Genomic DNA, 14,249 nt, shown 5'->3' with positions numbered 1-14,249 from the left:
CTTCGGTCTGGGTGTCTCTTGCTTTGATTTGCTATTACAATAAATCCTCTAGCTAAGGCTAGCTTTCATTTCTTCTACGGATTCTACTTCAAATCCTAAATCAAGTAACATTTTGTGATCTTCCGTTTCAGCTTGTCCAGCAGTTGTTAAGTAATCACCGACAAAGATGGAATTGGCTGCATATAAACCCAATGCTTGGAGTGAACGAAGGTTGACTTCTCGTCCACCTGATATTCGAATTTCCTTTGTTGGATTGATAAAACGAAATAACGCCAAAACCTTTAAACAATAAAGTGGGTTCAATTCTTTTACTCCTTCTAACGGAGTACCATCAATCGCATGTAAGAAATTAACGGGAATTGAATCCGCATCAAGAGCTTTTAAGCTGTGAGCCATATCGACTACATCCTGCTTGGTCTCTTTCATCCCTACAATAACACCTGAACATGGGGACATTCCGTATTCTTTTACCGTTTCCACCGTAGTGATTCGATCATCGTATGTATGTGAAGTTGTGATGTTTGCATGATTGCTCGCAGATGTATTGATATTGTGATTGTAACGATCTACCCCGGCTTCTTTCAGTCGCTTTGCTTGCTCAGGTTTTAACAGCCCTAGACAGGCACAAACTTTCAATCCATATGTTGTCTTTATTTCTTTAACTGCGTCCACCACGTGATCTACATCTTTATTAGATGGCCCTCTACCACTAGCCACAATACAGTACGTCCCTATATTTAAATCATGTGCACGTTTTGCTCCTTCAAGTATAGTATCCTTATCTACCATTCTGTAAGAATTAATCGGTGCTGTCGAAATCGAAGATTGAGAGCAATAGCCACAATTTTCCGGACAGAGTCCAGATTTCGCATTCATGATCATATTAAGCTTTACTTTTTTCCCATAATAGCGCTTTCTAATTTGAAAAGCAGCATGCATTAGTAAAAGTACGTCATCATCAGGACAATCTAAAATAGAAAGGGCCTCCTGATTTGTTACTTCCACCCCATCTAACACACGATCTGCAAGTTCCATCCATTTACTCATCTTTATCCCTCCATTTTATTTCATTTACCGTATCCAACCGATAAATACCCACTATCCATAGTTCCAACCTATGTCACCTTAATTGTAAACTAAAATCACAAAAAGGTTAACAATTAATTCGTAGAATCGATAAATTATTCTGCAAATAAAGTTCGGAAAATTTTTCTTATGTCCAAATGAAAGACTTTTTCTGATTATTCCCGATAACTACTGCATTGCATTTGGGGGTACGAACGGATAATGAAAGGAGATTACAGTATTAATGTATTGGAACAAAACGGCAGGAGTTTTTTCCTTCCGCTAAATAAAAAACTCAAATAAAGTCCAGTTCCACATAAAATAGTGGGAAATGGACTTTAAATGATCTCTTTATAAAGCACCTTTTGTTTGTTATCCATCTGTTTGTCTAACCAGCCAACCAAATCTCCTAAAAACTTCTCTCTTCCCACTCCATCAAAGGGGCGATGCTTGACTAATGAGTACTCATATAGCTGTTTATCCTTTGAAGCAACTTGTTGAAAAAATTGGCTCAGCTTTGCTGGTGGTGTAATCTTATCGTCAAGTCCGTATTGCAATAAAAACGGAAGACTAATCGACGTTGCTTTATTTACGAAGTGTGAAGTCGCTTGGATTAAGCTATGTCCCAAACCAGGTGTAACGATATTGTGACGTAAACGGTCGGAATAATATTTAGCACGCACGGCTGAATTTTTCCTCAGCAATCGAAAATTTCGAGATTTATTGATACTATAGTCTGGTCTAACCTTCCCCATTAAGCTAATGCCTAACTGCTCTATCGGTGTCACTTCGTAAGAGATGGCAGGAGAAATCGCAACAATGCCTGAGATACCTGCGCTATGATCTAAGCAATAGTCGAGGGTAATCAGGCCGCCAATGCTATGTCCGACAATATACAATGGTAATTCTGGCTGATCTAGAGAAACGAGCTTTCGAAACATGTGTAAATCCCCTCTAAATTCATCCCAAGACCGGATAAATCCCCTTTTACCAGTGCTTTTTCCATGACCGCGCAAATCAAAGGCATAAACAATATATTCTTTTTCAACCAAGCTTTCACTTAGATTCTGGAGCCCTCCGCTATGGTCGCCATGACCGTGAACTAAAATAACTGCCGCTTTTGGAGCCGTTAATGGTTCGATCACTTGAAAAAATAGTTCTGTTCCATCGACACCATTAAATGTCCCTTCTGTTGTCATTCCAAGTAATCCTCCTGTTGAAAACCTTATTAAATCAAGTCATTGTAGTTTAGAAAGCATTTTAAGTTCCTTTTATTATAAAACAATGCAAAAATAACCGCAAAAAAACTTGGCCTTTGGAAACCACAACTATATCCTCCGGCACCTTCAATATGCTTGTCTAAAAAAACGCTTACAAATCTTAATACTTTGAATATTTTTAAGTATATATACAAACCTAAGGAAATGTATTATTATTTCAATAATATAAAAATTAAAGATATTTCGACAATTATATATGTAACCATTTGAGGGGAATAAATGTCTATAAAAATTCGACAGCATGTACGGGAGGTGAGTAAGATTGGAAATCCTTGAAAATAAGCGGTATTCAACAAAGGGTATATGTACGGTAGAGGGATGCGATGAACAAATAAAAGCACGACAGTTATGTAATAAGCATTATGTACGAATGAGAAGGTCCGGAAAAACTGACACCATTAGGGTTGAAGCTTGCTCAATTGACCATTGTCTGGCTGTAGACTGTTCCAAACCTTACTTTGCAAATGGATACTGTGAACATCATAACTACATTTACAATAAATTAGGCTACCCACATATGCCAAAAGTAATAAAATTATGTGGAGTTAAAAAGTGCTCAAATCACCACTTTCTTAGAGGTCTATGTGAAAGCCACTACAACGAGTGGATATCAAATCTAAAACAAATACCAGCTTTTGCTGCGAATGAGAAAATGTAATTATTCTGTCTATAAGATGTCCATGGAGACGGATACTATGATTACACCATACCTACAAATAGACCTTCTTATGAAAGGTCTATTTGAGCATATTAGGATATTGTTGAATCATCTTCCTGACTAACGGACTTGTTTTTTCCGGTAACTCGTGTAACGGGAAAAATCCAGCATCAATCGACTCTTTCCCATCAATTTTGATCGTACCATTTTTAATATCCTTTGATAGATAGGCAATCGTGACTGGATAGAATTCATCGCCATTTGGCAGCTTTCGAAAGTACTGCTTCCCTGAAAATATCTCTACTAACTGAAGTTGGCCAATTTCAACGCCGGTTTCTTCAAACACTTCTCTTCTTCCGGCCTCCTCGACAGACTCCCCTAATTCTAATAGCCCGCCTGGAAGTCCCCAAATGCCTTCAGGTCTTTTTTGTAAAAGAATTTTTCCCTGATCATCAATTACGCACACCATAGCACCTACTAAAATAAGTGGCCGGTTCCCGACTGTTTCTCGTAAATCTTCAATATAGCCCATCATTAACCTCCATAAATTGCCTCATTATAATTATAATCTAGCGAATTGGTGCCTGACACTCATTTCGACACCCAATTAAAGGAAATTTTTAAAAATGCGTCTTTTCTTGGTATAATAGATTATGTTTTTCAGATAAACTTGAGGTGAAGTTGAAATAAATAAATTAAAGTATGATAACGATTTGGATATGACTCTCCAAAAAGGTACGACCTATATATATACTTACGCCTATGCTGAGGATGAACGCTCTTTGTGTGCTTTGGAAATGCGCTCATTATTCGGTGAGGTGTCTCAATCTAATGTCTTGGAAAGTTTCGTTAAAATCGATCCAAGTCGAAGCCCGTTTATTAAAGAAAGAATCACGGTGTTATATGAGGTGGAAAGCCTTGAGAATCTTTTTTTACAGGTAGAAACTTTACAACTAAGCGGAGCAACGTTTAAAGTCACCTATGTAAAAAATAGTGGTCAGGCAAAAAGTGAACAAAAAGGATTCGAAAACCGACGTGCCATTGAACGAGAGCTTGGCTTACACATCAATGGTCAAGCAGATCTTCGTCATCCTGATCGATTGTTTGGCGTCATGAATATAGACGGAAGTTGGGTTTTCGGTGAGTATGTAAAAAGTGAATCGGTTTGGTTCCGGCATCAAAAGAAGCCAAACGGTTATTCCACAGCGCTCAACACACGTGTTGCTAGAGCAGTGGTAAATATCGCTATCCCCAATCCAAACGGAATTAAGGCCATCGATCCTTGCTGTGGAATTGGAACCGTCCTAGTTGAAGCTAGGTCGATTGGAATTGATATTGTCGGAAGTGACCGTAATCAGCTGATTCTTCCTGGAGCACGAGAAAATATGATACACTTTGGTCTTAGCGGAGAAATAAACTTAGCTGATATTCGCGAGATCACCAATCATTATGATGTAGCCATCATTGATTTGCCTTATAATTTGTGTTCGGTGATAACCCCTGATGAGCAGCTGGAAATGCTCCAAAGTGCACGTAGGCTTGCTGACAAAGTGGTCGTCGTTACAGTTGAATCTGTCGATGAAATCCTTATAAAAGCAGGTTTTTCGATTATTGATCGTGCTGTTGCTAAAAAAGGGTTATTTATACGAGAAGTGATAGTATGTAATTGATAAGGCTCCATCTTTGCCTATTCATTAATAATATAACGTAAGCTTTATTAAGTTTTATCGTAACGAAAAGAGGGGAATGTATGAATAAACAGTCCATATACGGATTAACTATAGATCAATTGGCTACTTGGCTTATCGAGCACGGTGAGAAGAAGTCGAGAGCACAAAAAGTATGGGAATATCTTTATCGAAAGCGTGTAACAGCTTTCTCGGAAATGACAGAAGTAAATCAAGCATGTCTTCAATTACTGTCAGACAACTTCGAAATCCAAACCTTACAGGAGCATATTAAACAAGAATCAGCTGATGGAACGATTAAATTCTTGTTTAAACTTCAGGATGGCAATTTGATTGAAACGGTTTTAATGCGACAGAAATATGGCCTTTCTGTTTGTGTGACAACTCAAGTAGGCTGTAATATTGGCTGCAGTTTTTGTGCGAGTGGTTTATTAGCAAAAAGCCGGGATTTATCGAGCGGGGAAATTGTCGAGCAGATTATGAACGTACAACTGCACCTAGACAAAAAAGGGCAAGGTGAAACGGTCAGTCACGTAGTCGTGATGGGGATTGGTGAACCATTTGATAATTTTATAAACCTAATAGACTTTATCAGGGTGATTAAAGATGATAAAGGGCTTGCGATTGCGGCTAGACGGATCACCGTGTCAACCAGCGGTCTCGCGGACAAGCTTATTGAGTTCACGGATATGGGGCTGCAGGTAAATCTTGCTGTTTCCTTGCATGCGCCAAATAATGAGCTTCGTACGCGTATTATGAAAATAAACCGTGCAATTCCGATTGAAAGATTAATGCAGGCGATGAAGTATTACGTAGAAAAGACTAACCGTCGGATTACGATTGAATATATTTTGCTGCGAGATGTAAATGATCATAAGCAAGAAGCCGAGCAACTGGCCGAACTTCTTCGCCCTCTCGGACAGCAAGTCTATGTAAACTTAATTCCATATAATCCGGTCGATGAACATAGTCAATATCAAAGAAGTGAACAAGAATCAGTCCTAGCGTTTTATGATACGTTGAAAAAGGGCGGTATTAATTGTAAAATCCGCCAAGAACACGGAACAGATATTGATGCCGCGTGTGGACAATTACGAAGCAAACAAATCAAAAAAGCTGAAGCAAAGTAATTTCAGTCCAAAAAGGTTATGTTAAACAAGGTATTTTGTTTAATATGACCTTTTTTGTTTTATCCGTTTTTTATGTCGGTGCGGATTTCGACATTGTTTTCTCCATTTCCCGGGAAAAAATCCTGTTGAAAAAAGGATTTATATAGAATCTAATCAAACGTTTGGTTAGTAAGGAATTATCGGGAAACCTGTCGATGAATGATTTATTACCGATGAAAGTCCTATTATCGACTTGTTTTTTATTTTAATAGCGGAAAAATATAACTGGGGCTGCTTATTTTTAAATACGCTGATAAAATGTGAAAAAACATAAAAAAAGGTATCTAAATGATATTTAGACACCTTCGTTTTAGACTTGTTATCTTTATTCAGTAAACTTTTTAAAAATCAATGTGGCATTATGACCGCCAAATCCTAATGAGTTGGATAGCACTACTTGAACATCCTTCTCCTTTGCCACATTGGGGACATAATCTAAATCAAGTTGTTCATCAGGTGTTTCATAGTTAATGGTTGGAGGAATGATACCTTCCTTGATGGCTAATAGAGAAAAAATGGCCTCAATAGCCCCTGTTGCTCCCAACAAGTGCCCCGTCATCGATTTCGTGGAACTGACAGATAAACTATAGGCATGTTCCTTGAAAACCTCTTTAATGGCTAATGTTTCATACAAATCATTATAATAAGTCGACGTTCCATGTGCATTGATATAGTCGACTTGTTCAGGGGAAATCCCAGCATCATCTAATGCTAATTTCATTGCTCTCCCAGGTCCATCTCCGTCTGGTGCAGGTGTAGTAATATGATGGGCATCACCCGTAGCTCCATATCCTATCAATTCCCCATATATATTCGCACCACGCGCTAAAGCATGCTCTAATTCTTCTAGGACCACAATTCCTGCGCCTTCCCCGATGACAAATCCATCACGATTCTTATCAAAAGGCCGGCTTGCTGTGTTCGGATCTGGATTTTTTGAAAGGGCTGTCATATTAGAAAATCCCGCAACGGTCATCTCTGTAATCGTTGCTTCTGTTCCGCCAGCAATTATCATATCCACATTCCCCTTTTGAATAACGCGGAATGCATCACCGATTGAATTGGCGCCTGACGCACATGCTGTAACCGAACAATTGTTGATTCCTTTTGCTCCAAGTGCAATCGAAACTTGTCCAGCCGCCATGTCCGGTATAAACATGGGAATAATAAACGGGTTGACTCTTCTTTGACCTTTTTCAATAAACTTCCGGTGTTGTTCCTCGAATTCAGCTAGCCCGCCAATCCCTGATCCAATCCAAACGCCCACTCGCTCAGGTTGAACATTCTCACCGATTTGGATTCCTGCATCATTGACAGCCATTTGACTTGCAGCCACAGCAAATTGGCTATAACGCCCCATTCTTCTCGCTTCTTTTCTATCCATAAATTCTTCTGGTGCAAAGCCTTTTACTTCTGCTGCGATTTTGATATCCACTTTTTCCACATCAAATATGGTGGCTGGACCAACACCTGATATACCCCTTTTAATCTGTTCCCATGTTGAATGAGCATCATTCCCCAAAGGAGTGACTGCTCCAATACCTGTAATCACTACTCTTTTATTCATATAATGCTCTCTCCCACTCATTCTTCAAAGTAATTTACCGACGAATTATCATCCTTTATAGTTTAACTAATTTAGAGTGGTTGGACAAATTGATATCGAACTATCTTTAGATATAAGTTTATTTTGTGTAAGCAAATGGATGTCGCTTAAGCATATCAAAGTTTAACTTCACATCACCTATTTGGGACAGGTGAATGTTGTTTTCAGTTTCATAAATCCGTACATTAGGCGGGCATTTCTACCTTTTTGCGTATGAGGATTTATTTTTGATTCAAGGCATTTCATAAATTGCTTATCACAGTAACACGGGGAATTCCCTCGGCTCAGACAACGATCATGCTGGTAGCAGCAGCCATCTACATCATTAATTGGACTACCCGGCCCGCTGCATCCTGGCCCACACCATCGATAACCTGGAAAAATACAAAGAGGCAGCAGGCTCTTTTTTCTACGTTTCAATCATTTACACCTCCTAGAAGTTTATTACTATATTAATATGGAAAAATATAAAACCTGATTAGACATGCTATCTAAAAAGATTACCTGACCCCAGTACCTATCTGATTTTAAAAGTGGAACTCACGATTGATTTTGTTTTCGCTATGAAGTTTCAAGGTTCTCTAACAAGCTATCGTGGAATACATTAAACATAATAGGTTTTTACGGCTTATAGGTTTAATCAAAAATTTTTACTTGAAGGGGGAATCTATACCTATGGATGTTTGCATTTCTTGTGGGGAGGAATTGTCCAGATTTGAACGGAATAGAAGTGAATGTTGGGAGTGTATGGATACAACCACTGAGTCCTATGGAGAAGAGGAATAATTTATTTTAAATACTGACTATAACCACTTTATTTTTAAAATACAAGAAAAGCGATACGACCCATGTATCGCTTATTTTTATGTACTTAAGTATTTTCCAGTCCTTAAAGTCCACCACAGATGGACAAACTGCTGATTTGTCCATCTGCGGTGCCTGACACCATTTCTTATTCCTTCATTAAACATGCTAATCCCATTCCTATAAATGGGCAGAAAAACTACAAGATTAGCACACCTTCATCTTTCTAATGAATATATTAATTTGAAAATCCTAATTGAAGGAGGAAGCAAAATGGGAAGTAGTAAAAACAAAAGTAGTAAAAAGAAAAGCAATTGTAAATGTAAGAAAAATTGCAGTTGCAAGAAAGATTGTTTATGTCGCATTCTAAAGAAGTTTAAGCATAGCGAAGTGACTATTAGAACTAAGTCTGGCGATTTCTTTACCGGGGAATTAAAATGTGTAACAAACGACTGCTGCGTCAAAATCATTGAGCCAGGTATGGTGTCACCTTTTGTTACTGAGCGGTTGACAGTTATCCGTTGTAAGGACATCGAAAGCTTTTCCGTCGATTTACTCAGCTCAGGAAGCTCAGGCAGCTAACCAAATCAAGGCAGTAGTACGACACTACTGCCTTACTTTTTTGTATTGACGTATTTTTCAATCGAAGCGGTGTGGACGATGAAACGACTTTCCCTTCTTAAAAGCGATTCCCTTGCATCTGAATGATGGTGCAGAGGGTCAGTATAGCGCAAATACGTATAGTGTTCCTTCGATAACGAATACATTTTCAGCCCACTTTCAAAGCAAAGTCGCTGAAAACCACTATCCTCGCCAACATCCACATTGGGAAAGCTAACTTTATCGAGGATTTTTTTCTTGAAGGCGAGCGTGGCCCCGCTTAGAAAATACGCGCTTTTATAAGGACCATTGTTCACAACCCACCGATTTTCACGATTAGGATTATACAAGCGTAATTCATTATTTTTTTTGAAGTAAATATAAAAGCTGCTCTTACCCACCACGTCTGCGTCTGTTTGAACAAGGGCCTCATACACTTCCTTTAAATATTCGGGACCGTAATAGTCATCATCATCCATTTTTGTCACAAAATCATATTTCGCTAAACGAACCCCTTTATTTAAGCACGCTCCCAAACTGACTTCCTCAGGAATTTTGAGAATTTGATATCCAACGCTATCCACTTCCATTACCGTAGAATTAACAATGATAATAAGCTCTTTTTTCACTAAAGTTTGTCTGTGAAAATTCTCGAAAATCTTCGGTAGATAGGCTTGGCGATTCGTGCAGGCAACGACGGAAATCATTAGCACCTGCCCCCTTCCCACACATACTCCTCAAACGAGTCCGTCACCACAATCCGTTTGCAATGTTTTTGGAAGGTCTCATCAAGAACCAGCCAGGAATGCTGATGATTCTCTTGATAGCGGATCAGTACATAATCATCTAGGCTCCCTGAATATAATGTTAACTTCTGATTAAGGCAATCCTTTTGAAATTGCACATCCTCGCCGCTATTTAACGCCTGAAACTGAACCTTGACGAGCACATCCTTTTTAAAAACTAACGTCCCTCCGGCCAGAAATATCCTCTTATTTTTCAAAAAGAAATTACTCATTCTAGGACGAAATACTGTTAACAGCATATCTTTGTTAAAATAAACAAAGATCCCTGCCTTCCCGACGACATCTGCACCCGTTTCCTTCAACAAACAAAGAGCGTTGTCCAAATAGGCAGGTGAATAATAATCGTCGTCGTCAAATTTAGCAATTAGCCCATAGCGGGCCTGCATGGCACCAAAATTCAGGCACTCCCCCAATGTTTTCTCTTCATCCATTTGAAATATTCTTATATTAGGCGCCGTTAAATTTTCTAGTTTCATATCATTCTTGTTCAAGATAATAATTAGTTCTTTTTCCTGTAGGTTTTGCCTCAAGAAATTCTCGATAACTCGCTCAAGCATGTTTTCTCTTATCGTACTAGTTACAACTGTTACCACGATGTCCACCTCCTACCCATACCAATTCATATTTATTTCATAGTATGTAAGAGACTTGAAAATTAGAGGTGAAACATGGAAAAGAAAGTGTTGATAACGGGAGTGGCGGGATTCCTGGGGTCGCAGCTTGCAAAGGATTTACTTGCAGCCGGATGCGTTGTGGTTGGAGTAGATAATTTACTATCAGGGAAATTCACAAACATAAAGGGCCTCCCAGAAGACCGGTTTATTTTTAAGGAGATGGATGCATGTTCGCGGAAATTACTTACTGACCCTGACTTATTAAACGTACAGGAAATTTATCACCTTGCCTCCGCTGCCTCTCCAAAATATTATCAGGCAAGCCCTTTTGAAACGATTAATGTTAATACGATAGGAACGAAATATATGCTTGAACTGGCTAAGAGGAATCAAGCTAATATTGTTTATACCAGTACAAGTGAGGCCTATGGTGATCCAGAAGTACATCCCCAGCCAGAAACCTACAGAGGCAATGTCAATACATGGGGCCCCCGTGCCTGTTATGATGAAGCGAAGCGATTAGGTGAAGTCCTTTGCTATTTGTACTTTACGGAATATCAAACAAAGGTAAAGGTTGCACGGATTTTTAATACGTATTCGGCTGGATTGGCAAACGATGATGGCCGGGTGATCTCTAACTTTGTCACGCAAGCACTCAAAGGCGAAGATATTACCGTTTATGGTGATGGAACACAAACACGGTCGTTTTGCTATGTCACCGATACGCTTAACGGACTAAAGCTTTTAATGGAAAAAGACGAGGCAAATGGCGAAATCATCAATATTGGTAATCCAATCGAATATCCGATAATTGATTTAGCACATTTGGTAAAAGCATTGGCAAACTCAGAAAGTAACATCACTTTTCACCCACTGCCGGAAGACGACCCGAAAGTCAGGCGGCCTGTCATAGAAAAAGCAAAGGAATTACTAGGATGGGAACCTTTAATAACATTGAATTCGGGACTTGAAGAAACGATTAAAGAGTATAGAAGAAAGATATTGTAAATCAAATAAAAGACCCATTCAATTATGAATAGGTCTTTTATTGCATTTAGTTATCACTGTTGAAATTGTCAGTTGACTTACTTAAGGCCTCAAGGTATCCAAATCATAAAAAAGTTTTTTCTGTATGACAAACCTTTTCTTCTATAAAAACGTAAAATCTCAGCAATTTGTTGATTTGCAACAAGAATAATTCCATCAATTTCATTTGATTGGTATAAAGAATAGGCTTTTTTAATATTTTTAAGGTCTTGTTCAAGAAAACTCATCATTAAATAATGATTTTTATGTTCCAGATTATCCTTATAGAATTCAATATTGTTTTTTGTACCTAGTAATAACAGTTTTGGTTTCCTCTTTAAATGTTGAAACCGAAGCTCCGAAATACTTTTAAAGGTGCTGAGTAAAATCTCGTTCATTGTATCAATTTTATTACTATGTGCAAGAGAATTCCCATGAATTCTATATTTATATAGTACTTCCGGCACCCTGGAAATTTCACCTTCTTCAAACATTCTCGTCCAAAGATCATAATCATAAGCAATTTTAAATGTTGGATCATATCCTCCAATATTTTCATAGGCTTTCTTAGAGAAAAAGCCAGTGCCATGGCACATGGGTGTACTGTAGAACTGTTCATTTCTGAAATGTTCTTTGCTGTTAAAAAAAACCTCTTCCCATTCAAGAGCACTTTGCTCAACCCGATCATTTCCAGGGATACATTTAATGAATGAACCAACAGCTACAAGCCTAGAGTCAGACTTTATATATTCTAACTGCCTTTGCAATCGATGCTCACTGCTAACATCATCGGCATCTTGAAGGGCAATCCATTGACCTTTTGCTTCATTAATTCCAATATTTAAGGCATTGGCTGCCCCGCCATTCTTCACTAGATGAATTACCTTCACTCTTGGATCTGTTATATTATCTAAAATCTCTTTTGTTTTATCATTGGAGCCATCATTCACAATAATATATTCAAAATGTGGAAATGTTTGTTTAAGAATACTTTCAATCGATTCCTCAAGGTACTCTTCACCATTATACACTGCTGTTACCACTGATATTTCCATAGTTACTACACGACACCCCCGATAAACAATTTGATTTATCATATGCATGATAAAAAAATCTGGAATCCGTCTACACGAAAAGAAATCGAGTGAATAAACTAAAAGGACCATTGAATGAATGAAGGTGAAGGAGATTGATATGAGAAAGGTATATTGTGTAGGCATGATAAAAAATGAGGCAGATATTATTGAATCATATATTCGATACCATCTTAATATTTTCGATGGTATTGTCCTCTTAGATAATGGGAGTACGGATCGTACTCTAGATATTATCCAGCAATTACAATCAGAAGGTCTCCCAATTTATTTGCGACATGACGATACACTGGAGTATGTTCAGGGAGAAAAAACTACGGAGTTAATCAACTATACTTTCGAACAATTTGATCCTGATTTTATTTTCCCATTAGACGTGGATGAGTTTTTAACGGCTCCAAACTATTCTGGAAACCCGCGAAAATTGGTGAACAAATTATCAACTAGTAAAGTTTATTACCTTGAAAGAGAATATACTTATTTCCCTATCCACCTCAATGAAAACGAGTTGTTTATACCGAAAAGAATTACGTACGCAAGTCCTATCAAAGATTATTGGCCCAAAGTAGTCGTTTCAAAAAAAATTTGGAAAACCTATTCCCCTTCTATTTCAGGTGGAAACCATGATTTACTATTTGATAAAAGAAATGTCAAAGTTGAGATTTCACAAAACCTAAAATTAGGGCATTTCCCATATCGATCTTTGGAACATCTAAAATCAAAAATAACTGTGGGGTGGATTAACACGCTTGCTTCTTATAACTATAGTGAAGGCCATAATTATCACTGGCATACGCTCTTTGAGGAACTTAAAAAGAATAACTTTAATCTAAGTGTAGATGCCATTCTAGAGCATAACGAAACATATGTTCCAATGGACTTTTCCTTTTGCCATTCATTGGATTTAAAATACACATATCACAATGAAGTAAGTGCAATAAGCAACCTATTAAATTATTGTGAGTCCTTAGCAATTCACTATAGAGAAATGGATAAACTACGACGTGGAGGTTGATCAATGAAACCGATTTCGATAGTTGCACTTAGTAACGATAATTACGCAGTTCATTTAGCAACCATGCTATTATCCTTATTTGAAAATAAATTGACTGAAACCAATTATCAAATCTATATTATCGATGGAAATTTATCCATCGATAATAAATCGAAAATCAATAGCCTCCTCCAAAATTATAACACCTCCCCTATCTATTTAAATGTGGACCCGAGTATTTATAAACATTTCAAGGGATGGGGCCATGTAAGTCGAGAAGCATTTTATCGGATATCTATACCTGATCTTTTAGATAAGAGAATAAAAAAGGCCATCTATCTAGATAGTGATTTGATTATCAAAGGGGACCTCCGAGAATTATGGGAGAATGAGCATTTGGAGAATCATTTCTTAGGGGCTGTAGAGGACCCTGTTGATTTTTCTGGAATAAGACTGCCGAATGGCTATAAATATTTTAATTCGGGTGTCCTGTTAATGAATCTTAAAAAGTGGAGAAAATATAAAATTTCAAACAAGGTCCTTAATTTTATTAATAAAAATCCTAAAAAAATCATTTGGTGGGATCAGGATGCCCTCAATGCGATATTATACAATAAATGGATTCCACTCGATTACAAGTGGAATTATCAAGTCTTTAGGATGGGGCATTTGAACATTAGCCCAATAATTATTCATTTCAATACAGATGTAAAACCTTGGAATGGTGAGACCTATCTTAAAGAAGAATATTATTATTACAGGGATCGACTAGACTGGTAGATAAATAGTACTAAACAAAGAAAATCCCGTCATTTACAAGTGTACGGGATTTTCCTTTTTTCACC

The 14,249-nt window shown here is 37.8% G+C and carries 15 protein-coding genes; 7 read left to right on the top strand and 8 right to left on the bottom strand.

Features of this window, described 5'->3' with window-relative positions:
- Positions 1-48: 48 nt before the first annotated feature.
- The gene (bioB, locus tag COE25_RS17490; RefSeq protein WP_088085373.1) at positions 49-1,047 is read right to left on the bottom strand and encodes a biotin synthase BioB; all 999 of its coding nucleotides are present in this window, start codon (positions 1,045-1,047) and stop codon (positions 49-51) included.
- Positions 1,048-1,403: 356 nt separating this feature from the next.
- Entirely contained in the window at positions 1,404-2,264 is an 861-nt protein-coding gene (locus tag COE25_RS17485; protein ID WP_098933497.1) for an alpha/beta hydrolase, read from the bottom strand.
- 343 nt (positions 2,265-2,607) lie between these two features.
- On the opposite strand from COE25_RS17485, the gene COE25_RS17480 reads away from it, so the two are divergent.
- Positions 2,608-3,003, top strand: a complete 396-nt coding sequence (locus COE25_RS17480; protein ID WP_098933496.1) for a hypothetical protein — start codon at positions 2,608-2,610, stop codon at positions 3,001-3,003.
- A 79-nt stretch (positions 3,004-3,082) separates the two neighbouring features.
- Here the strand turns inward: COE25_RS17480 and COE25_RS17475 are convergent, their stop codons facing one another.
- Complete coding sequence (locus COE25_RS17475) at positions 3,083-3,535, bottom strand: NUDIX hydrolase (protein ID WP_098933495.1); 453 nt, start codon at positions 3,533-3,535, stop codon at positions 3,083-3,085.
- Between the two features lie 259 nt (positions 3,536-3,794).
- On the opposite strand from COE25_RS17475, the gene COE25_RS17470 reads away from it, so the two are divergent.
- Complete coding sequence (locus COE25_RS17470) at positions 3,795-4,673, top strand: TRM11 family SAM-dependent methyltransferase (protein WP_257208871.1); 879 nt, start codon at positions 3,795-3,797, stop codon at positions 4,671-4,673.
- Between the two features lie 80 nt (positions 4,674-4,753).
- Complete coding sequence (gene rlmN / locus COE25_RS17465) at positions 4,754-5,821, top strand: dual-specificity RNA methyltransferase RlmN (protein WP_098933494.1); 1,068 nt, start codon at positions 4,754-4,756, stop codon at positions 5,819-5,821.
- A gap of 364 nt (positions 5,822-6,185) precedes the next feature.
- On the opposite strand, the gene fabF is transcribed toward rlmN, so the two are convergent.
- Together fabF and COE25_RS17455 are read right to left on the bottom strand one after the other, a co-directional pair.
- On the bottom strand, positions 6,186-7,427 hold the full coding sequence (gene fabF, locus COE25_RS17460) for a beta-ketoacyl-ACP synthase II (RefSeq protein ID WP_088085361.1): 1,242 nt from the start codon (positions 7,425-7,427) through the stop codon (positions 6,186-6,188).
- A 177-nt stretch (positions 7,428-7,604) separates the two neighbouring features.
- Positions 7,605-7,886: a phospholipase A2 family protein gene (locus tag COE25_RS17455; protein WP_098933493.1), complete on the bottom strand. Its 282-nt coding sequence runs from the start codon at positions 7,884-7,886 to the stop codon at positions 7,605-7,607.
- Between the two features lie 657 nt (positions 7,887-8,543).
- Here COE25_RS17455 and COE25_RS17450 point away from each other — a divergent pair.
- A complete protein-coding gene (locus COE25_RS17450) occupies positions 8,544-8,852 on the top strand; it encodes a hypothetical protein (RefSeq protein ID WP_098933492.1) in 309 nt (102 codons plus the stop codon).
- Positions 8,853-8,884: 32 nt separating this feature from the next.
- Here COE25_RS17450 and COE25_RS17445 read toward each other — a convergent pair whose 3' ends face one another.
- Both COE25_RS17445 and COE25_RS17440 read right to left on the bottom strand, forming a co-directional pair.
- A complete protein-coding gene (locus COE25_RS17445; protein WP_098933491.1) occupies positions 8,885-9,577 on the bottom strand; it encodes a glycosyltransferase family 2 protein in 693 nt (230 codons plus the stop codon).
- Positions 9,577-10,269 (bottom strand): glycosyltransferase family 2 protein, encoded by a 693-nt coding sequence (locus tag COE25_RS17440; RefSeq protein ID WP_098933490.1) that lies wholly within the window; start codon positions 10,267-10,269, stop codon positions 9,577-9,579. Before COE25_RS17440 ends, COE25_RS17445 begins: the two co-directional genes overlap by 1 nt.
- A gap of 75 nt (positions 10,270-10,344) precedes the next feature.
- Between COE25_RS17440 and COE25_RS17435 the strand changes: the two genes are divergently transcribed.
- A complete protein-coding gene (locus tag COE25_RS17435; protein ID WP_098933489.1) occupies positions 10,345-11,298 on the top strand; it encodes an NAD-dependent epimerase/dehydratase family protein in 954 nt (317 codons plus the stop codon).
- An 89-nt stretch (positions 11,299-11,387) separates the two neighbouring features.
- On the opposite strand, the gene COE25_RS17430 is transcribed toward COE25_RS17435, so the two are convergent.
- Entirely contained in the window at positions 11,388-12,371 is a 984-nt protein-coding gene (locus COE25_RS17430; protein WP_098933488.1) for a glycosyltransferase family 2 protein, read from the bottom strand.
- Positions 12,372-12,510: 139 nt separating this feature from the next.
- Between COE25_RS17430 and COE25_RS17425 the strand changes: the two genes are divergently transcribed.
- Positions 12,511-13,425 (top strand): glycosyltransferase family 2 protein, encoded by a 915-nt coding sequence (locus tag COE25_RS17425; protein ID WP_098933487.1) that lies wholly within the window; start codon positions 12,511-12,513, stop codon positions 13,423-13,425.
- A 3-nt stretch (positions 13,426-13,428) separates the two neighbouring features.
- Positions 13,429-14,184, top strand: a complete 756-nt coding sequence (locus tag COE25_RS17420) for a glycosyltransferase family 8 protein (RefSeq protein ID WP_098933486.1) — start codon at positions 13,429-13,431, stop codon at positions 14,182-14,184.
- Positions 14,185-14,249: the final 65 nt, after the last annotated feature.

The sequence above is a fragment of the Bacillus sp. AFS031507 genome, from assembly GCF_002584635.1.
Classification (GTDB): domain Bacteria; phylum Bacillota; class Bacilli; order Bacillales; family Cytobacillaceae; genus Neobacillus.
This window is presented reverse-complemented; position numbering and strand designations above follow the sequence as displayed.